At 74.1% G+C, this 19,582-nt stretch carries 17 protein-coding genes and 1 pseudogene; 11 read left to right on the top strand and 7 right to left on the bottom strand.

The window, feature by feature from the left end; translation table 11 throughout:
* Nucleotides 1-152: 152 nt before the first annotated feature.
* Complete coding sequence (locus tag ACZ6EM_RS27260; protein WP_465773441.1) at nt 153-2,006, bottom strand: PP2C family serine/threonine-protein phosphatase; 1,854 nt, start codon at nt 2,004-2,006, stop codon at nt 153-155.
* Between the two features lie 400 nt (nt 2,007-2,406).
* Between ACZ6EM_RS27260 and ACZ6EM_RS27255 the strand changes: the two genes are divergently transcribed.
* The 4 genes from ACZ6EM_RS27255 (at nt 2,407) to pth (ending at nt 5,236) form a co-directional block, all read left to right on the top strand.
* Nucleotides 2,407-2,874 carry a hypothetical protein gene (locus ACZ6EM_RS27255; RefSeq protein WP_401055340.1) on the top strand — a complete coding sequence of 156 codons (468 nt, stop codon included), beginning with the start codon at nt 2,407-2,409 and terminating at the stop codon, nt 2,872-2,874.
* Nucleotides 2,875-2,975: 101 nt separating this feature from the next.
* Nucleotides 2,976-3,641: a DUF3105 domain-containing protein gene (locus ACZ6EM_RS27250; protein WP_359908032.1), complete on the top strand. Its 666-nt coding sequence runs from the start codon at nt 2,976-2,978 to the stop codon at nt 3,639-3,641.
* Nucleotides 3,642-3,766: 125 nt separating this feature from the next.
* Nucleotides 3,767-4,399, top strand: a complete 633-nt coding sequence (locus tag ACZ6EM_RS27245; RefSeq protein WP_380547925.1) for a DUF305 domain-containing protein — start codon at nt 3,767-3,769, stop codon at nt 4,397-4,399.
* A gap of 225 nt (nt 4,400-4,624) precedes the next feature.
* The gene (gene pth / locus ACZ6EM_RS27240; protein WP_465773440.1) at nt 4,625-5,236 is read left to right on the top strand and encodes an aminoacyl-tRNA hydrolase; all 612 of its coding nucleotides are present in this window, start codon (nt 4,625-4,627) and stop codon (nt 5,234-5,236) included.
* A gap of 16 nt (nt 5,237-5,252) precedes the next feature.
* Here the strand turns inward: pth and ACZ6EM_RS27235 are convergent, their stop codons facing one another.
* Nucleotides 5,253-6,761 carry an MFS transporter gene (locus ACZ6EM_RS27235; protein ID WP_465773439.1) on the bottom strand — a complete coding sequence of 503 codons (1,509 nt, stop codon included), beginning with the start codon at nt 6,759-6,761 and terminating at the stop codon, nt 5,253-5,255.
* A gap of 192 nt (nt 6,762-6,953) precedes the next feature.
* Between ACZ6EM_RS27235 and ACZ6EM_RS27230 the strand changes: the two genes are divergently transcribed.
* Nucleotides 6,954-7,484: a MarR family winged helix-turn-helix transcriptional regulator gene (locus ACZ6EM_RS27230; RefSeq protein ID WP_359908043.1), complete on the top strand. Its 531-nt coding sequence runs from the start codon at nt 6,954-6,956 to the stop codon at nt 7,482-7,484.
* A gap of 43 nt (nt 7,485-7,527) precedes the next feature.
* Nucleotides 7,528-8,037 carry a GNAT family N-acetyltransferase gene (locus ACZ6EM_RS27225; protein WP_465773438.1) on the top strand — a complete coding sequence of 170 codons (510 nt, stop codon included), beginning with the start codon at nt 7,528-7,530 and terminating at the stop codon, nt 8,035-8,037.
* Between the two features lie 169 nt (nt 8,038-8,206).
* Here ACZ6EM_RS27225 and ACZ6EM_RS27220 read toward each other — a convergent pair whose 3' ends face one another.
* Complete coding sequence (locus tag ACZ6EM_RS27220; RefSeq protein WP_465773437.1) at nt 8,207-8,716, bottom strand: methylated-DNA--[protein]-cysteine S-methyltransferase; 510 nt, start codon at nt 8,714-8,716, stop codon at nt 8,207-8,209.
* Nucleotides 8,713-10,341, bottom strand: a complete 1,629-nt coding sequence (locus tag ACZ6EM_RS27215; protein WP_465773436.1) for a DNA-3-methyladenine glycosylase 2 family protein — start codon at nt 10,339-10,341, stop codon at nt 8,713-8,715. Before ACZ6EM_RS27215 ends, ACZ6EM_RS27220 begins: the two co-directional genes overlap by 4 nt.
* A gap of 208 nt (nt 10,342-10,549) precedes the next feature.
* On the opposite strand from ACZ6EM_RS27215, the pseudogene ACZ6EM_RS27210 reads away from it, so the two are divergent.
* Nucleotides 10,550-11,009 (top strand): annotated as a pseudogene (locus tag ACZ6EM_RS27210) (ASCH domain-containing protein).
* A 63-nt stretch (nt 11,010-11,072) separates the two neighbouring features.
* Here the strand turns inward: ACZ6EM_RS27210 and rsgA are convergent.
* Nucleotides 11,073-12,209, bottom strand: a complete 1,137-nt coding sequence (gene rsgA / locus ACZ6EM_RS27205; RefSeq protein ID WP_452180655.1) for a ribosome small subunit-dependent GTPase A — start codon at nt 12,207-12,209, stop codon at nt 11,073-11,075.
* A 377-nt stretch (nt 12,210-12,586) separates the two neighbouring features.
* Nucleotides 12,587-13,735 carry a cytochrome c oxidase assembly protein gene (locus tag ACZ6EM_RS27200; protein WP_465773435.1) on the bottom strand — a complete coding sequence of 383 codons (1,149 nt, stop codon included), beginning with the start codon at nt 13,733-13,735 and terminating at the stop codon, nt 12,587-12,589.
* A 289-nt stretch (nt 13,736-14,024) separates the two neighbouring features.
* Here ACZ6EM_RS27200 and ACZ6EM_RS27195 point away from each other — a divergent pair, with 289 nt between their 5' ends.
* Entirely contained in the window at nt 14,025-15,617 is a 1,593-nt protein-coding gene (locus tag ACZ6EM_RS27195) for an FtsW/RodA/SpoVE family cell cycle protein (protein WP_465773434.1), read from the top strand.
* A gap of 107 nt (nt 15,618-15,724) precedes the next feature.
* On the opposite strand, the gene ACZ6EM_RS27190 is transcribed toward ACZ6EM_RS27195, so the two are convergent.
* Nucleotides 15,725-17,131: a YihY/virulence factor BrkB family protein gene (locus ACZ6EM_RS27190; RefSeq protein WP_465773433.1), complete on the bottom strand. Its 1,407-nt coding sequence runs from the start codon at nt 17,129-17,131 to the stop codon at nt 15,725-15,727.
* Nucleotides 17,132-17,309: 178 nt separating this feature from the next.
* On the opposite strand from ACZ6EM_RS27190, the gene ACZ6EM_RS27185 reads away from it, so the two are divergent.
* The 3 genes from ACZ6EM_RS27185 (at nt 17,310) to ACZ6EM_RS27175 (ending at nt 19,495) form a co-directional block, all read left to right on the top strand.
* The gene (locus ACZ6EM_RS27185) at nt 17,310-17,393 is read left to right on the top strand and encodes a putative leader peptide (protein WP_318264789.1); all 84 of its coding nucleotides are present in this window, start codon (nt 17,310-17,312) and stop codon (nt 17,391-17,393) included.
* A 198-nt stretch (nt 17,394-17,591) separates the two neighbouring features.
* A complete protein-coding gene (locus tag ACZ6EM_RS27180; RefSeq protein ID WP_465773432.1) occupies nt 17,592-19,316 on the top strand; it encodes a nitrite/sulfite reductase in 1,725 nt (574 codons plus the stop codon).
* On the top strand, nt 19,313-19,495 hold the full coding sequence (locus ACZ6EM_RS27175) for an eL43 family ribosomal protein (RefSeq protein ID WP_380547841.1): 183 nt from the start codon (nt 19,313-19,315) through the stop codon (nt 19,493-19,495). Before ACZ6EM_RS27180 ends, ACZ6EM_RS27175 begins: the two co-directional genes overlap by 4 nt.
* Nucleotides 19,496-19,582: the final 87 nt, after the last annotated feature.

The raw sequence follows: 19,582 nt of genomic DNA, 5'->3' as shown, positions 1-19,582 counted from the left end.
GTTCCCCCCCCCCCCCCCCCCCCCCCCCCCCCCCCCCCCCCCCCCCCCCCCCCCCCACCCAAAACCCCCCCCCCCCCCCCCCCCCCCGCGCCGGGCGGGTGGGGCCGGATTGGGTCCTTGGGCGGGTTGGGGTCGGGGGGGGTGGTGCGGGGTCACTCGGTCCAGATGGCGGCGGCCGTGCGGTCGTCGGCGTAGCCCTTGGCGCGGACCTGGACCTGGCGGAGGAAGTCGACGGTGCCCGGCGGGTGGGGGTGGGCCCAGTGGGTGGAGAGGAAGTGCGCGACGGCCGGCTCGTCGGCGATGGGCCGGGCGAGGCCCGGGGTGCACAGGAGGAGGATGTCGCCCGGCGTCGCGGGGACGAGCCGGAAGCGGAACGGGCGCGGGCCGGGCACCGGGGCCTCGGGGAACGGCGGCTGACCGTCCGGGTGGTGCAGCAGTCGCGCCGCGTAGGCGTCGATCCAGTGGCCCGAGCGCAGCAGGTAGAGCCCGCCCGGACCGACGCCGAAGGCCGCGCGGTAGCCGGCCTCCGGGTCCAGCGACACCATCAGGCAGTGCAGCGACGCCGGGGACGGGATGTCGTCCCCCTCCGGCTGCGGCGCCAGGGCGCGCAGCGGGGCGGCCGCACCGGTGGCCAGGCGCTGGAGGCCGTAGCGGAGCCGGTCGCGGGCACCGTCGCGCAGGTCCGCGGCCAGGCCGGCCCGGCTGCGCCCGATCGCGGCGGCGAGCTGGTGGCAGGCCTCCCGGCTGGCGGCCGCGATCGCCTCCGGGGTGACCGTCTCCTCCGCGGCTCCGCCCGTACGGTCGAAGCCGCCGAGGACCGCGAGCAGCAGCCCGTCCGGGCCCTCGCCGAACCGGGTGACCAGCAGGGAGTCACTGCGCGGCTCGCCCCGGTAGCGCGCGGAGTCACCCCGGACGGAGGCGGCACGCAGGACGGACGGACCGTACTGGGCGCCGTCCAGCACGGTGTCCGGGACGAGCGCGCGCAGTGCGCCCGGGTCCGCCTCGGGTACGGCCGTCGGCTCGGGTCCGTAGGTCGGCGGGCGCTCGCCGACGTGCGGGACCGCGGCGCCGCCGTCGGCGAGCGGTGCGCGGACGGCCAGGCGGGGGTCGGGGACGGCGGCGGTCTGGGCCACGGGCTCCGGGTCGGGTTCCGAGGCGTGGACGGGTTCGGGCTCGGGGGCGGAGCCGGGGGCGGGGGGCTCGGACTTCTCCGCCTCCACCAGCGGCACCAGTTCCTCGGGGTGCTCGGGCTGCTCGGCAACGGCGGGTTCGGGGTCCGGCTGCGCCGGTTCGGGGGCGGGCGGCGGGGTGGGCTTCTCCAGCGAGACCGGGTCCGGGTCCGGGACCAGGTCCGGGGCTGGGGCCGGGTTTGAGTCTGGACCCGGTACGGCCTCCGGCTCGGGTGCGGGTTCGGGTGCCGATGCCTGCTCGGGTACCGGTTCCGGTGCCGGTGCCGGTGCCGGTGCCGGTGCCGGTGCCGGTGCCGGTGCCGGTGCCGGTGCCGGTGCCGGTTTGGGTGCGGGTTCCGGGTCCTGCGCGCGCGCCGTCCTCGGTGCGTCGTCGGCGAAGTCGGGGGCCGGGAACCGGTGGGTCTCCGTGGAGGTCCGCTGACGCCCGATCCCCTCCGCTCCGCCGATCACGCCGACCGCGGTGTCGAACCAGTCGTCGATGCTGTCCCGGCCCGCCGAGCCCTCCGAGCTCTCAGAACCCGCCGCGCCGTCGGGCTCCCCGGAAGCCGCTACGGCCGCCTCGGGCTCGGACTCGGGTTCGGGTTCGAGTTCGGGTTCGGGCTCCGGTGCCGGTGCCGGTGCCGGTGCCGGTGCCGGTTCCGCCGAGCGCTGCTGCCCGATGAGCCCGGCCGCCGTGTCGAACCAGTCGTCCACGCTGCCGTCCCCCGGGTCGGCGTGCGGGGTGTCCGGGAGGGTGCCCGTCGGACCGTCGTAGACGGCGTCCCACCAACCGTCGTCCGGCCGGTGCGGCTGTGCGGGTGCACCCTGCTTGCTCATCTGGCGGCTCCTGGTCGTTCCGTGGTCGCGCCGCCCCCGGCGGGCCGGGCTGACGACATTGTTCTCCACCTGCGACGACCCTGTCCGGGTTTCGGCGACAACCGGTCACCCACCGGAACATCCCGGCCACCGCGCTCACCAGGCTGTTCACCAGGGGGTTCGCCGGGCCGTCCACGGTGGCGTCGCCCGGTCGTCCGCTCCCGTTCCGTCCGTGCTTGCCGGATGTGTCCGGAGCAGGGCGTTTCCTGGCCATCCGGGTGTGCGGGCCCCCGAAAATGAGGGCCGATGGGGGGCATCGCATCACTCGTTCGGCTGATTAAATGTGCGCATGACCGCGTCGGCCCCCAGTTCGCCCCGACCGGGGAGGGCCGCATCCGCGGGCCGCCCGGCAGGTGGGCTGTTGGTCCTGCTGCTCGTCACGCTGTTGACGCTGCTGCCCTGCGCGGGCCAGGCGAAGGCGGTGGACGGCTCCGGCCAACCGGCGCCGCACGCGGCCCCGGTCAGCGCCGTCACCGTCGTCAGCGTGGTCAGTGTCCAGGTCGCCACCGGGCACTCCTCCTACACCGGCCACGCCGCGAAGGTCACCGGGTCCGCGAAGTCCTCGGACCACCACCGGACGGCCGAGGAGCAGGGGCACTGGATCCTCTGCACCGCCGACGGCCAGCCGCCGCGCAACAACGGCTGCTCCAGCCACCCGTACTGCTCGCAGGACGCCCAGCTGCCGAACCCGCCGCCGCAGCCGCAACCCGCCGTGTCACCGCTGACCCCGGCCGCGCCCGAGGCGCTGCCCCGGGTGGTGCCCACCGGTCTGCTCGACGGCGCGCACCCGGTGCCCGATCTGCACGAACTCCAGGTCCACCGGTCCTGAGTGGAACCCACCGCCGGCGCAGCCGCCGACGGATCCGTTTCTCCTCTCACACCAGCTGACCGCCGCCACCGACCGGTGCGGCGGGGACAAGGACGACCACCATGGGTTCCGCCTCCAAGCAGTCCAACAAGCCCGGCGGCAAGCAGGACGGCCTCGACCGCCGCGCCCGCATCGCCGAGCTGCGCGCCGCCGAGCAGCGCCGCGACCGCCGCAACAAGATCGTCGCCTCGGTGGCGGCCGGCGTGCTGGTGATCGGTGCGATCGCCACCGGCACCTGGATCGTCATGGACCAGAACCAGAAGAAGAAGGACAAGGAGACCGCCGCCAACGCGGACATCCCGGGCGTGAAGACCTTCGGCGAGCTGAGCCGCACCCACGTCAAGGACAAGGTCACCTACCCGATGACCCCGCCGGTCGGCGGCGACCACAACGCGATCTGGCTGGACTGCATGGGCCACGTCTACGACCAGCCGGTCGAGAACGAGCGCGCCGTCCACTCGCTGGAGCACGGCGCCGTCTGGGTGACGTACAACGGCAAGGCCACGCCGGACGACGTCAAGACCCTCTCCGACCGGGTCAAGAAGACCCCGTACTCGCTGATGAGCCCGTACCCGGACGAGCAGGGCACCATCACCCTGAACGCCTGGAGCACCCAGCTGACCGTGGACAGCGCCAGCGACCCGCGGGTGGAGCAGTTCTTCACCAAGTACGTCCAGGGCAAGCAGACCCAGGAGCCGGGCGCCTCCTGCACCATGGGGCAGATGTGACCGCCGACGCGGGCCGCCCAGGCGAGGCCGTGACGGCGGACGGCGCGGACAGCGCGGGCGCCCTGGACGCCGTGGACGCCGCGGCGGACGGCGTCCAGGAGGTGGGGGCCCCGCGCCGCCGCCGCATGTGGTGGCCGGCCGCGCTGGCCGCTGCCGTGGCGCTGGCGCTCGGGGTGCCGGCCCTGGTGGCGAGCGGGACCTCGGCGTCCGGCTCGTCCACGCTGTCCGTCCCCGCGAACGACTCCCCCGAGGCCGGGTTCGCCCGCGACATGGCGACCCACCACCAGCAGGCCGTGGACCTGTCGTTCGTCGTCCGCGACCGCACCGCCGACGAGCCGACCCGCACCCTGGCCTTCGACATCATCAACACCCAGGCCAACCAGCGCGGGATGATGATGGGCTGGCTCGACCAGTGGGGGCTGCCCCAGCACTCGACCGCCACGCCGATGGCGTGGATGAAGATGGGCCACGAGTACCAGGCCCACGACGGTTCGCTGATGCCGGGCATGGCCACCAACACCCAGATCGCGAAGCTGCGCACGCTCAGCGGGCGGGACGCCGAGGTGTACTACCTCCAGCTGATGATCGAGCACCACAAGGGCGGCGTCGAGATGGCCCAGGGCTACGTCGACAAGGCCCGGAACGATGCCGAGAAGCGGCTCGCCCAGTCGATGGTGGTCGCCCAGACCTCCGAGCTCCAGCTGATGACCGACATGCTCAAGGAGCGCGGCGCCGAGCCCGGCGTGCCCGCCTCCTGAGTGCTCGTTCCGCGGGCTCGCCCTGCGGCTCGTACGTGTCCTTCGGGTCCGGGTGTCCCCGGGTCCCACAGGTCTCGTACGTCCTGTACGTCCCGCAGGTCCCGCAGGTCCCGCGTGTTCCCGGACGGCCGGGGCGCCGGCGGGGACGGTCCCGTACCGTCCCCGCCGCGCCCCGGCCGTCCGCCGTCTTCCCCCCACACCCCCACCCCTCCGGAGAACCCTCGCATGACCCCCGACGCCCCCTGGCTGATCGCCGGCCTGGGCAACCCCGGCCCGTGGTTCCGGCTCACCCGGCACAACGCGGGCTTCCTCGCCGTGGACCGGCTGGCCGAACGGCACGGCGCCCCGTTCCGCCGGCGCGGGATCGCCACCCTGGTGGCCGAGATCGCCGTCGACGGCCACCGAGTGCTGCTGGCCAAGCCGCTGTGGTGGTCCATCAACCTGTCCGGCCGCCCGGTGGCCGCGCTGCTGCGCCGCCACGGCGTCCCGGTCGAGCGGCTGGTGGTGGTGCAGGACGACCTGGACTTCGCCTTCGGCTCCGCCCGGCTCAAGCGCGGCGGCGGCCCCGGCGGCCACAACGGGGTGCGCTCGGTGGGCGAGGTGCTCGGCACCCGGGACTTCGTCAGGCTGCGGTTCGGCATCGGACGTCCGCCGAAGGGCCAGAGCGTCGGGGACTTCGTGCTGAAGAAGTTCTCGGAGGATGAACTGGCCGCCATGCCCGGCGAGTTGGACCGCTGCGCGGACGCCCTGGAGACGCTGGTGCGGCGCGGCCTGAACCGCGCCCAGGACGCCCTGAACGCACCGGGGCCCCCGCACGCCCGTACCGAGGCGCGGTAGCGGGGCCCTGCGCTCCTCAGGCCCGGACGGGCCGGGTGAGCAGCGCCGCCGCCGCGGCGACGGCGGCGAGGACGAGCAGTACCGTCCGCCCACCGGACTCGGCGCCCGCCAGGTGGACACCGAGGACGGACAGCGCCATGCCGAGCGCCGTGCCGAGGCTGCGGGCCATGTTCACCATGCCGCCGCCGACCGCCGAGCACTGCGCCGGGATCGCCCGCATCACCAGCGCGTTGTTGGCGGGCAGCAGCAGACCCAGCCCGTAACCGGCGATCAGCAGCGGGGCCGCCGCCGCGTCCGAGGCCGGCAGCAGGGCGAACAGCAGCAGCCCGCCGGCCGCGAGCAGCGCACCCCAGCGGCACCTGGTCACGTCCGACCAGCCCCGGGGCAGCAGCCCGCCGCCGACCGTCGCGGCGAAGGCGAACCCGGCGGGCAGCAGGGTGATCACCAGGCCCGCGTGGGCCGTCGACACCCCGGCGCCGGTGAGCAGCACCGGGCCCAGCACCAGCGGGCAGAACAGCAGCAGATAGCCGATCAGCCCCACCACCAGGCCGGAGCGCACGCCCGGGGTGTTGACCAGCCCGGGCGCCAGGATCGGCCGGGCGGCCCGCCGTTCCTGGCGCACCAGTGCCAGGGTCAGGGCGGCGGAGGCGAACAGCAGGGCGGCCACCGCCCAGCCGGGCAGGGGCAGGCCGGAGGCGGTGGACAGGGCGAGCAGCAGCGAGGTGGTCGCCCCGGTGAGCAGCAGCAGGCCGGGCAGGTCGAAGCGGGCGGCGTCGCCGGTCGCGGTCCGCCGGGCTTCGTTGCGGTGGGCATCGTTTCGACGGCCCCCGGCGCGGTGGGCTTCCCCGCCGGGGGAGTTCGCAGGGCGGGGGCCCGGTACGGCCGCGGGGGCGCCCGCCGCCCGGGTGCGGGGCAGCAGGAACCAGCCGGCCAGGATGCCGAACGCCGCGATCGGCACATTGACCCAGAACACCCAGCGCCACGAGGCGTGTTCGACCAGCAGCCCGCCGAGGCTGGGCCCGAGTGCCAGGCCGAGGCCCTGGGCGGAGGCCTGGATGCCGAGCGCGCGCCGCATCGCGTGCTCGGGAACGCCCCGCGCGACCAGAGCGACGCTGTTGGCCTGCATCATCGCGGCGCCCACCGCCTGGACGGCGCGGCAGCCGACCAGGGCCCAGAGACCGCCGGCGAATCCGGCACCGAGCGAGGAGAGGCCGAAGACCGCGAAGCCGCCGATGTACATCGTCTTGCGGCCGACCAGGTCCGACAGCCAGCCGATCGGGGCCAGCAGGGCGACCAGGACCAGCAGGTAGGCGAGGGCGACCCACTCGACGGCGGCGAAGCCCGCGTCGAAGTCCCGGCCGATGGCGGGGAAGACCAGGGCGATGACACTGGCGTCCAGCTGGCCGAGGAAGGCGCCGAGACAGACCGTGCCGACGGCGAGCCAGTGGGCGTGGCGCCAGCCGGCTATGCCGCGCGGCCGGGGCCGCTCGGTGAGCAGCCGCGAGGCAAGGGCGGTGGCGTTCATGGGTACGAATATATCGGATACAGATATGTTCTCTCTACGAGCAGCTCGTTCTACGACAGGATGTGTCCCACGGTACGGACGGTGCCGGACGGACGCCCGCGGCAAGGCCTGCGACAGAGCCGCAACACGGCGCGGCCCCGGGGCCCCGACCAGCCGCCGAACCGCCCCGTACCAGGCGATACGCTGTCCGCCATGCCGTCGTCACCACACGTTCCCGACCCCGCCACCGCAAGCCCCGACCCGGCGGTCGAGCACGCCCGGCAGCTGACCGACACCGTCACCCGGCTGCGCCGCGCGCTGCGCAGCAGCATCCGCACCGACTACCCGTGGGAGTCCCTGCCGATGGCGCAGGTCGAACTCCTCCAGACACTGGCCGCCGCGCCGCTGCGGGTCGGCGAGCTGGCCGCACGGCAGCGGCTCGCGCCCAACACCGTCAGCGGACTGGTCGGGAAGCTGCTCGACGCCGGCTTCGTGGACCGCCAGGCCGACCCCGGCGACCGCCGCACCGCCCGGATCGCCCTCACCCCGGCGGGCCGGCGACAGCTGGACGACTGGCAGCACGCCCACGAGCGCCGCATCGCCACCGCGCTCGGCACCCTCGACCCGGCCGACCGCGCGGCGGTCGTCAACGCCCTGCCGGGCCTGGAACAGCTCGCCCGCGCCCTCGCACAGCCGGGCACCGGGCCCGAGCCGGCACCCGCCCAGGAGCCCGCGGCCGGGTGAAAACCACTGGCCGCCGCGTTCGCCCGCCGCTACCGTCCCCGGCATGACCAGCACAGCGGTACGGATCGAGCCCTGGACGGACGACGACCTCGCGCTGCTGCGCCGGGTCAACACGCCGGAGATGAAGAAGCACGTCGGCGGGCCGGAGAGCGCCGAGCAGCTGCTCGTACGACACCGGCGCTACCTGGACTTCGTCCCGTCCGGGCTCGGCTGCATGTACCGGATCGTGCTGCTGCCCGAGGGCGAGGCCGTCGGGACGGTCGGCTACGGCACCCGGACGTGGGAGGGCCGGACCGTCCACGAGATGGGGTGGAACGTGCTGCCCGGCTTCCAGGGGCGGGGCATCGCGGTCGCCGCGACCCGCGCGGCGGTCGAGGCCGCCCGCCGCGAGGCCGCCCATCCCCACCTGCACGCCTTCCCCTCGGTGGACAACCCCGCCTCCAACGCGGTCTGCGCGAAGGCCGGCTTCACACTGCTCGGCGGGACGGACTTCGAGTTCCCGCCCGGACGGCTCATGCGCAGCAACAACTGGCGGGTGGAACTGCGGAGTTGAGCGGCAGGCGGTGGGAGCTCGGCGATGGGGGCTCGGCGATGGGGGGCTCAGCGGACGGGGGCGCTCAGCGGACGGGGGCGCTCAGCGGGGCTGCCGTGCTTGAAGGTCCGATGCTCGAAGGTCCGGTGCTCGGACGTCGGGTGCTCGGACGTTCGCGGCGCACCGGCGGTCAGAACAGGGTGCCGCTCTCCAGGTCCAGCAGCCAGCGCTTGCGGTCCACGCCGGCGGCGAAGCCGGTGAGCGCGCCGCCGGCGCCGAGCACCCGGTGGCAGGGGCGGACGATCAGCAGCGGGTTGGCGCCCACCGCGCCGCCGACCGCCCGGACCATGCGCGGCTCCTGCCCGGCCAGTTCGGCGAGTTCGCCGTACGTGACGGTCTTGCCGTACGGGATCTCGTCCAGTGCCGCCCAGATCCTGCGGCGGAACTCGGTGCCCTCGGGCGCGAGCGGGAGGTCGAAGCCGGTGCGCTTGCCGGCGAAGTAGTCGGTCAGCTGGGCCACCGGCTCGGCGAGCGCCTCCGGGTCGAGGACCCAGTCGTCGGCGGGCTCGGCCAGCGCGTACTTCTGGCCGGGCACGGTGACCGTGGCCAGCGCGGCCGGTTCGCCCTCCTCGGGCAGCACGCCGCTGAGCAGCAGCCGGCCGAAGGGGCTCTCCATGGTGGTGTAGACGGTGGTGCTCATGCTCGTCCGTTCTCCGTTCCGGTACTGGTGTCACTGGTGTTGCTGGTGCTGATGCCGGTGTTCGCGGGACTGGTACTCGCGGGGCCGGTGCTCACGGGGCCGGCCCACAGCCGGTGGACGGCGTAGGAGCGCCACGGGGCCCAGGCCTCGGCGGCGCGGTCGGCGGACTTCGGATCCCCCGCGGCGCCGAGCCGGAGCAGGCCGTGCTTGACGCCCACGTCGCTCGGGAGGAAGACATCGGGGTCGGCCATCGCCCGCATCCGCAGGTAGCCGACCGTCCAGGGGCCGATGCCGGGCAGGTCCAGCAGGCCGGCCGCGGCCTCCTCCCGGTCGACCCCGCTGTCGAGCCGGACCACGCCCTCGGCCAGCGCGGCACACAGGCCGGTGAGCGCGCGGCGGCGGGCGACGGGCATCGCGAAGTCCTCCGGATCGGCGGTGGCCAGGGCGGCCGCGCTCGGGAAGAGCAGCCGCAGGCCGCCGCTGGGCTCGGGCAGCGCGGTGCCGTACTTCTCGGCGAGCCGTCCCGCCAGGGTACGGGCGGCGACGACGCTGATCTGCTGGCCGAGGACGGCGCGGACGGCGAGCTCGTGCGGGTCCACGTGGCCGGGCGAGCGCAGGCCGGGGCGCTCGCGGACCAGCGGGCCGAGCAGCGGGTCGGCGCCGAGCTGCTCGTCGACCGCGAGCGGGTCGGCGTCCAGGTCGAAGAGGTTGCGCAGGCGCTGAACGGCGGTCGGGAGGTCGCGCAGGTCGGCGAGCAGCAGGCGGCAGTCGAGCCAGCCGCGGGTGGGCGGCTCGCCCGGCGCCAGGCCGTCGACCTCGGCGATGCCGTGGCCGTACGGGAGCGCGAGGGTACGACGGTACACGCGCACACCGGGCCGCGCGCCGGGGACGACCTCCTCCACGCCGGGGACCGCGCGCAGGGCGAGGAAGTCGATCAGGTGCTCGCTGTCGAGCGCGCCGCGGTAGGCGAGGCGCAGGGTGAGGCCGCCGGCCGGGGTCGCGCTGCGGCGGCCGGCGGCGACCTCGGCGCGCAGACCACTGGGAGTGCGGTCGTAGACCTCGCGCACGGTGTCGTTGAACTGGCGGACGGAGGCGAAGCCGGCCGCGAACGCGACGTCGGTGACGGGCAGTTCGGTGGTCTGGAGGAGCAGGCGGGCGGTCTGCGCGCGGCGGGCGCGGGCCAGCGCGATCGGGCCGGCGCCGAGCTCGGCGATCAGCTGGCGCTGCAGCTGGCGGGCGCTGTAGCCGAGGCGGCCGGCCAGGCCGGCGACGCCCTCGCGGTCCACCACGCCGTCACCGATCAGGCGCATCGCGCGGCCGACCAGGTCGGCGCGGTGGTTCCACTCGGGCGAGCCCGGCACGGAGTCGGGGCGGCAGCGGCGGCAGGCGCGGAAGCCCGCCCCCTGGGCCGCTGCGGCGCTGGGGTAGAAGACGCAGTTGACGCGCTTGGGGGTCACGGCGGGGCAGCTCGGACGGCAGTAGATGCCGGTGGAGGTGACCGCCGTGAAGAAGACCCCGTCGAAGCGGGAGTCGCGGCTGTCCACGGCTCGGTACCGGATGTCGTCGTCGATCACGTTGTCCAGTTTGCGGCACTGGGCGGGGGGTGACTGGCGGGAATCGGACATCGCCGTTGATCGCTGCTTCGGGGGCCTCCCCTCCCCCCTCTCCCCTCCCCTCCCCCCTCCCCACCCACCCGCCACCCGCCACCCGCCACACCGTGAGCCCACGACCCGTGGCCCACGGTCCACGGCCCACAACCCGCAGGCCCACCGCACCGGCCCGCGGCCCCGAAATTCGCGCGCCCGCCGAACGCCCCGCCGTTACTCTCGCGGCATGAGCGAGCAGCAGCCCTACACCGGCCCGGACGACCCGCGCGTCGTCGCCCTGCCTCCGGCAGAGTTCGCGTTCCCCGGCCCTCTGCGGGACCAGCTGGTCGCCGCGATCCTCGACGGTGCCAAGACCAGCACCACCGGCCTGATCGCCGACTACGAGCACGAGGGCGAGCCCCTGCCGCTGGCCGGTGAGCGCTCCGTGGTCCTTGACTCGGACGGCCGCAGGGTCGCCGTGATCGAGACCACGGACGTCCGGGTGGTCCCGCTCGCGGAGGTCGACCTCCAGCACGCCCTGGACGAGGGCGAGGGGTGCACCAGCGTGGCCGAGTGGCGTGCGGTGCACGAGCGGTTTCTGGCGCAGTCCGGAGATGCTCGACGCCCTCGATGACCCGGGTTTCGCCGTGGACGACACCACTCCGGTGGTCCTGCAGCGCTTCCGCGTGGTGGCGGACCTCCGCTGAGCCGGGCGGGCCCGGCGGGGGCCGGCCGGCGGCCGTTGTGCGGCGGCCGGCCGGTGCCCGGGCTCAGCGCTTCACCGGACCTCCCACGGCTCGCATCGACTTGGTGATCGTCTTCCACTTCTTCAGCCGCGCCTTGGCCACCCGGGCGTCCGTGCGCGAGGCGATCCAGTCGTTCTCGCGCTGGAGCTTGAGGTAGCTGTCCATTCGGCGCTGCGGCAGGGTGCCGTCGGCCAGCGCCGCCTGCACCGCGCAGCCGGGCTCGGTGTGGTGGCCGCAGTCCTGGAAGCGGCACTCCTCGGCCAGCTCGGCTATGTCGGCGAAGGCCAGGTCCACGCCTTCGCCTCCGTAGAGGCCGACCTCGCGCAGCCCGGGGGTGTCGATGAGCACGCCCCCGCCGGACAGCGGGATCAGTTCTCGGGTGGTCGTGGTGTGGCGGCCCTTCTGGTCGACCTCGCGGGCCTCCTGGACGGTCATCACCGCGGAGCCGGCCAGCGCGTTGGTGAGCGTGGACTTGCCGACGCCGGACTGGCCGATCACCGCGGTGGTGCCGGGGGTGCAGGCGCGGAGCACGTCCATGCCCTCGCCGGTCTCGGCGCTCACCACGAGCACCGTGACTCCGGGGGCGACCGCCTCGACGTCGGACCGGATGAAGTCGGCGTCGTCGACGAGGTCGGCCTTGGTGAGGACGACCAGCGGGTCGGCGCCGGACTCCCAGGCCAGGGCGAGGAAGCGCTCGATCCGTCCGAGGTCGGGGTCGGTCGCGAGCGAGGAGGCGATCAGCACGGTGTCGACGTTGGCGGCCAGCACCTGGCCGTCGGAGCGCTTGCCGGCCACCTTGCGGATGATCGCGGTGGAGCGCGGCAGCAGCGCGACGACGGAGGCCATCGGCTGGGCGTACAGGTCGACCGCCGCCCAGTCGCCCGTGCACGGGCAGTTGATCATGTCGGCGTCGCCCACCGGCCGGGTGTCGAACCGGACGGTGCGCGGCTCACCCGTCTCCGGGTCGGCGATGACGGCGTCGCACTGGCCGCGGTCGACCCGGACGATCCGGGCCGGGAGCAGCCCGGCCTCGCCGAACGGGGTGAACAGCTCCGCGAGCTCGGCCGTCCAGCCGTAGCCGGTCAGGGCGGAGGCGTCGGCGGAAGTCGAAGAGGAGGAAGAGGGAGAAGAGAACGACGAAACGGAGGCAGCGTTGAACAACGCAGTGGCCCTTCGGGAGGAGATGATCCCGGCGGGCTACGGCTGGCGTGAAGGGCTCAGCCGGCGGCCGGGAAAAGGAGGTGAACGCGAGTGCTGCCCTGGGCAGCTATCGGGGCGACAACGACCACGGGGGTTCACCTCCTGCTCTCTACTCCTCGGGCGGCCCCATGGCCCCCGAACCGGATGTGTCACACGCTAGCGGGGCGGGGGATTGTGGCCAACCTATTTTTGACCTGCGGAAACGCGAGGCGGCGGTCGCCAGAGCGGCCTCTGAGGACCAAAATTGGCCCGCCGCGCAGGGGCCAGACAGCGCCCCGCACCGCCGTCCGCCGCCACGCGCATCCGCCGCAGCTCGACCAGCCCCGCCGGGGCCCGCGCTACGCCCCGTACCGGTGCTTGAGGTTCGGGTCGTCCAGCCACCACGGCCGCATCCCGGTCTCCTCCTCCTCCGGCCCTCCCGCCGCCCGCGCCCGCGCGGCGGCCGCCGCGTAGCGGGCGTCCAGCTCGGCGTCCACCGCCTCGGTCTCCTCCCGCCCCTGCACCACCATCCGCCGCACCAGCGCGGCCAGGAACGGCAGCCCGACCAGGTCCCCCAGCACCCAGAACGCGTTGCCGCCCCAGGTCTGGTCCTGCGCCGGGCTCGGGCCCCACGGCCGCCCGAGCGCCAGGTAGTAGTGCTCGGCGACCAGGTGCCCGCCGTAGATCAGCACGATCCCGAGCCCCGCGTCGAAGATCACCTCGGCGAAGGTGATGAACAGCCCGACCAGGTGGGGGTACTCGTGCCCGACCGGGTCGAGCTGCAGACGCGGCCAGAAGTAGGCGAGGCCCAGCAGCACCAGTGCCAGGTGCAGCACCACGTTCCCGATCCCGCTGGACACCGACCACTCGTACCAGGGCGTGAAGTAGAGCAGCCACGGCGGCGCCATCAGCAGCGCGGTGGAGACCGCCGGGAACATCAGCACCTTGGACGGGCGGCTGCGCAGCGCCCGCAGAACGCGTTCCCGCCGGGCCGCCGGTGCCGCCTCGACCAGCAGGGAGACCGGTGCGCCGAGCGCGAGCAGCAGCGGAACGACCATCAGCAGCAGCACGACCTGCACGGCCCGGTCGGTGAAGAGGATCCGGTCGTACACACCGAGGCCGGAGCAGGTGCACCAGACCCACAGCAGCAGCCCGCCGAGGAACGCGGCGGTACGGGTGGGCTGCCAGCGCCCGCCGCGGTGCCCGGCCACCGGCCGCCCGTCGCCGGCCCCCGCGGCCGCCCGGTCACCCACCGCGCGTTCACCCACCGCCCGGTTGACCCTGCGCACCGCCGCCAGGTACCAGACACCGAGCAGCACCGACAGCACGAGCACCAGCGGCTCGGCCGTCCAGGAGGTCGCCAGGTCGGACCACCGCCACGGCGGCGGCCCGCTGTAGGCGAGCACCGAGGCGGGACCACCGGTCGGCCCGCCCACCGGCCCGACCATCGGGCCGCCCACCGACCCGACCGCCGGCCCGACCGCCGCGCCGCCCACCACTGCGTTCATCCGCCCGCTCACCTCGCTCGTCCCGGCGGTCCCCGGCCGGTCGGGCACCCCGCGCCGGGGCTCCCCCGGCGCCCGGCCATGATGTCCCCGCGCGACGGCCCCGCCGCACCCGGGGCCCGCCTCTATACCCGGGCCTGAACAAAGCTTTACCGAGCCCCGACAAAGCTTTGCCCGGGCAAAGTTCTGCCCTGTTCCCGCTCCTCCCGGCAACCGCGGCGAAGACACAAACGTCTGGCAGGATGCGCCGTCGGCGAGACCCGCCACGTGCTCGACAAGGGGATGAAAAGAGGTGCGAACCACTGCACGCGGCGACGGCCGCCGACTCGCGGCGCGCCACCGCAACATCGAACTGGGCCTGCTGGCCCTCGCGGTGGCCGTCTGCCTGGCGGGACACGTCGACGCGAACCTGGCGCTCACCGGCCGGATGCCGCCCGGGCTGCTGGTGCACGGCCTGTCGCTGGGCGCGCTGGCCGGGGCGGCCCACCTGGCGGTGCGCCGGTTCGCCCCGTTCGCCGATCCGCTGATCCTGCCGCTGGGCGTCTTCCTGACCGGCTTCGGGCTGGTGCTGCTGGACCGGCTGGACTTCAGCTACAAGGCCGCGCACGCCGCCAAGGGCGACTACCAGAAGCTCCCGGCGGCGCCCTCCCAGCTGATGTGGGTGTTCATCTCGGTGGCGGTGGCGCTCGCGCTGATCGTCCTCGTCAAGCACCACCGCTTCTTCCAGCGCTACGTCTACCTGCTGATGGCGGGTGCGCTGATCCTGCTGGCGGCACCGGTGTTCTCCCCCGGCGACAGCTTCGGCGCCAAGCGCTGGATCCGGCTGTTCGGGCTCTCCTTCGAGCCGGACGAGTTCGTGAAGGTCGCGATCACGATCTTCTTCGCGGGGTACCTGATGGCCGCCCGGGACGCGCTGGCGCTGGCCGGGCGGAAGGTCTGGGGGCTCACCCTGCCGCGCGGACGGCACGCCGGCCCGGTGCTGGCGATCTGGGTGGTCAGCCTGCTGGTGCTGATCTTCGAACGCGACCTGGGCACCTCGCTGATCTTCTTCGGCATCTTCATCGTGATGCTGTACGTGGCGACCGAGCGCACCAGCTGGGTGGTGCTCGGCCTGCTGATGGCGGTCGGCGGCGCGGCGGTGGTCGGCACCGTGGAACCGCACGTGCACGGCCGCGTCGAGGCCTGGCTGCACCCGCTCGACTACTACAAGCCGGTGCACGACAAGGCGATCTCCGAGCAGCCCGCCGAGGCGCTGTTCAGCCTGGGCACCGGGGGCATGACCGGGACCGGCCTGGGCTCGGGACGGCCCTGGCTGATCGGCTTCGCCGGGCGCAGCGACTTCATCTTCACCACCATCGGCGAGGAGCTGGGACTGGCCGGGGCGACCGCGATCCTGCTGGTCTACGTGCTGCTGATCCAGCGCGGTCTGCGCACCGCGATCGGCCTGACCGACCCGTTCGGCAAGCTGCTGGCCACCGGTCTGTCGGCGGCGCTGGCGCTCCAGGTGTTCGTGGTGGTCGGCGGGGTGAGCGGGCTGGTCCCGCTGACCGGCAAGGCCCTGCCGTTCCTGGCCGCCGGCGGTTCGTCGCTGCTGGCGAACTGGCTGATGGTGGCGCTGCTGCTCAAGCTGAGCGACTCCTCCGGACGCATCGCCCTGGACCCGCCCCGGCCCTCCCCCGAGCCGCTCCCGGCCCCGGCCCCGGCCCCCACAAACCCGAACCGGACGCACCCGGACCCGACAGCCCCGACGCACCCGAACCCGTCGGCCCCGACGCACCCCAACCCGACGGCCCCGGAACCCGCCGCCCCCGGCACGGCCGACCCCTCCGCCGTGACCGAGCTGCGCCCCGCCCACGGCCACCCACCGCACCGGGCCGCCACCTGACCCGTCGTCCGCCGGCCCCGCCCGCCCCACGCCCGCCCCGCCAGAGCGACAGGGCCTCCCCCGCACCCGCGGGAGAGGCCCTGTCCGTTCCTGCCGTTTCGTTCCGCCTACCGCTGGTCCCACGGCGGCCGGGGCGGTCGCGGCGGGTACCCCGGCGGCTGCTGCCCGGGCGGCCCCGAACCGGGCCCGGACACAGGCCCCGACACGGGCCCGGAAGCAGGTCCGGAAGCAGGCCCCGACTGCGGCCCCGGCGGAGTTCCCGGCCCGCCCCCCTGCGGCGGCCCGGCCGGCCGGTCGCTGTCCGGCGGCGGCGGTCCGGGCCGGTGGTGCGGCCCGCCGCGGGCGGTGAGCCGGCCGCGCACGTTGTCGGCGGCCAGCACGTCGGCCCACCGCTCCGGGTACTCGGAGGGCACCTCGACGTCCTCGCCCTCGTCCTCGCCCCACTCCTCCTCGACGCCCTCGGCGAGCCCGAGCTCGCGGGCGCGCCGGGCCCGTTCGACGGCCCGCCGGGCGGCGACCTCGCGGACCACGGCGGCGGCCGCCTCCTCGTGGGCGCGCTCGTTCTCGGCACGCGCGTCGGCGGTCTCCAGGGTGGGCCAGCGGCGGTCTATCGCGGCGTTCATCGCGGCGCCGATGAGCACCGCGAGCGCCACCACGAAGATCCACAGCAGCACGGCCACCGGCGCCGCCAGCGAGCCGTACACCGAGGGGCCCTCGACCGAGCTGACCAGGTAGACCCGCAGGCCGACGCTGCAGAAGACCAGCACCACCAGGGCGACCAGGGCGCCGGGGATGTCCTCGCGCCACGGGGTCGAGACCGGGACGGCCAGGTGGTAGAGGGTGGTCAGCGAGACGGTCAGCAGCACGATCGCGACCGGCCAGTAGAGGGCGCCGACCAGCCCGGACACCCCCGGCACCGCGTTCTCCAGCAGCCCCGGACCGACCATCAGCAGCGGCAGCACCAGCGAGCCGATCACCAGGGCGCCGAAGTAGAGGCTGAGCGACATCAGCCGGGTCTTGACGATGCCCCGCTTGCCGTCGAGCCCGTACATGACGGTGATGGTGTCGATGAAGATGTACAGGGCCCTGGAGCCGGACCACAGGGACAGCAGGAAGCCGATCGAGACGAGGTCGGGCCGGGTGCGGTCGAACACCCCGTCCAGCAGCGGGACCACGACCTCGTTGACGGAGGAGTCCGACAGCACCGTCCCGGAGGCCGAGAGGATGCTCTTCTTGAGCCCGGCGATGGTGCCCGCGCCGACGAACTCGTCGAGGTAGCCGAGGGTGCCGGCCAGCCCGAGCAGCAGCGGCGGGATCGACAGCAGGGTGAAGAAGGCCGCCTCCGCGGCGAGCCCGGTGACCCGGTACTCGACGCAGGTGTTGGTGGTGTCCCTGACCAGCTCCCACGCCGTGCGGCGCCAGGTGGCCTGTTTCGCCGCCCGCCGCGCGCCCTTGCCCCTTCGCCGGGAGGGCCGCTCGGCGTTCGGTCTGCTCGTATCGCCTGCTGCTTGCACAGGGCCCACCGTATCGGGCCGGGGCCGCGCGGTTGATCTCCCCGGGGGTACGGGCGCGTGGCCGGGCGCCCCGGCGGGGAGCGGCGGGAACGTTCGGATGTCTCGCCTGACGAAACCTCAACGTCCAGTATTCGGATGTTAGTGGACCGCGAGTCCCGCGCCGTGCGAATCTCTTGCCATGTCTAGCGCCGGAACCACCCTGGTAGGTCGACTCCACGTCGACCTCCTTCGCGTGTCCAGCGCCATCTGTCCGGTGACCTGAGCCCGACTCCGCCGCACCACCGCACCCGGCGCCGACCTCCCCCGCCATCCCCGTCGCAGCGGATGCGCAGGCGCCCGCCCGGTCCCGGTCACTGCCCTCAAGGCCTTGAGAAATCCGCAGGTCAGAGCGGCACCGCACGGCCGAGCACGCCCCGCGACCTATTCGGCGCCAGCGCCACCTGCCCCGAAGGACTTCACCATGGCCACCTCCTCCGAGACCGTCGAGCCCACGGCCGACCGCGCCGCCGAGCGCCGCCCCGCAGCGGCCCGCAAGGCGACCCGCCATCGCGGCGAAGGCCAGTGGGGCATGGGCCACTACACCCCCCTGAACGCCAACGAGCAGTTCAAGAAGGACGACGACGGTCTCAATGTGCGGACACGTATTGAGACGATCTACGCGCACCGGGGCTTCGACTCGATCGACCCGGCCGACCTGCGCGGCCGGATGCGCTGGTGGGGGCTCTACACCCAGCGCAAGGAGGGCATCGACGGCGGCAAGACCGCGATCCTGGACCCGCACGAGCTGGACGCCGAGTTCTTCATGCTCCGCGTGCGCATCGACGGCGGTCGGCTGACCGTCCCCCAGCTGCGGGCGATCGCCGAGGTCTCCGAGCAGTACGCCCGCGGCACCGCCGACCTGACCGACCGCCAGAACATCCAGTACCACTGGATCCGGATCGAGGACGTCCCGGCGATCTGGCAGAAGCTGGAGGCCGTCGGCCTGTCCACCACCGAGGCCTGCGGCGACACCCCGCGTGTCATCCTCGGTTCCCCGGTGGCCGGCATCGCCGAGGACGAGATCATCGACGGCACGCCCGCCATCGAGGAGATCCAGCGCCGCTTCATCGGCAACCCTGACTTCTCCAACCTCCCGCGCAAGTTCAAGAGCGCGGTCTCCGGCTCCCCGCTGCTCGACGTCGCGCACGAGATCAACGACGTCTCCTTCGTCGGCGTGGTCCACCCCGAGCACGGCCCCGGCTTCGACCTCTGGGTCGGCGGCGGCCTGTCCACCAACCCCAAGCTGGGCGTGCGGCTGGGCGCGTGGGTCCCGCTGGAGGAGGTCGCCGACGTCTACGGCGGCGTCATCGGCATCTTCCGCGACTACGGCTACCGGCGCCTGCGCAACCGCGCCCGGCTGAAGTTCCTGGTCGCCGACTGGGGCGTGGAGAAGTTCCGCAGGGTGCTGGAGGACGAGTACCTCGAGCGCCCGCTGCTCGACGGCCCCGCCCCGACCGAGCCCGCCGCCCGCTGGCGCGACCACGTCGGCGTCCACCGGCAGCAGGACGGGAAGTTCTACATCGGCTTCGCGCCGCGCGTCGGCCGGGTCGACGGCAAGCTGCTCGGCCGGATCGCCGACCTCGCCGCCGCCCACGGCAGCGACCGGGTGCGCACCACCGCCGAGCAGAAGATGATCGTCCTCGACATCGCCGAGGAGCACGTCGACTCCGTGGTGGCCGGCCTGGAGGCGCTCGACCTGCGGGTCACCCCCTCGCCGTTCCGCCGCGGCACCATGGCCTGCACCGGCATCGAGTACTGCAAGCTCGCCATCGTCGAGACCAAGGAGCGCGGCCGCACCCTCATCGACGAGCTGGAGCAGCGCCTGCCGGACTTCGCCGAGCCGCTGACCATCAACATCAACGGCTGCCCGAACGCCTGCGCCCGCATCCAGGTCGCCGACATCGGACTCAAGGGCCAGCTGGTCACCGACGAGCACGGCGAGCAGGTCGAGGGCTACCAGGTGCACCTCGGCGGCGCGCTCGGCCTGGAGGCCGGCTTCGGCCGCAAGGTCCGCGGCCTCAAGGTCACCAGCGCGGGCCTGCCCGACTACGTCGAGCGCGTGCTGACCCGCTACCAGGCCGACCGCACCGAGGGCGAGCGCTTCGCCCAGTGGGCGGCCCGGGCGACCGAGGACCAGCTGTCGTGAGCGAGCGAGCGGCCCCTTTCTTCTGTCCCTACTGCGGGGACGAGGACCTGCGCCCCTCCGAGGCCGGGCACGGCGCCTGGGAGTGCCACGGATGCCGCCGCGCCTTCCAGCTGAAGTTCCTCGGCCTGCTGTCACCGACCAACCACGGGGGTACGTCACATGAGCAGCACAGCGACTGACTACGCGTCGTTGGCGGAGAGGGCCGGGCGCGCGTTGGAGGAGGCCTCCGCGCAGGAGGTCCTCGCCTGGGCGGCCGAGACCTTCGG

It is taken from the genome of Kitasatospora sp. NPDC041917 (assembly GCF_055589745.1).
Note: the sequence above shows the minus strand (reverse complement) of the source record. Positions and strands in the feature narration are given on the sequence as shown.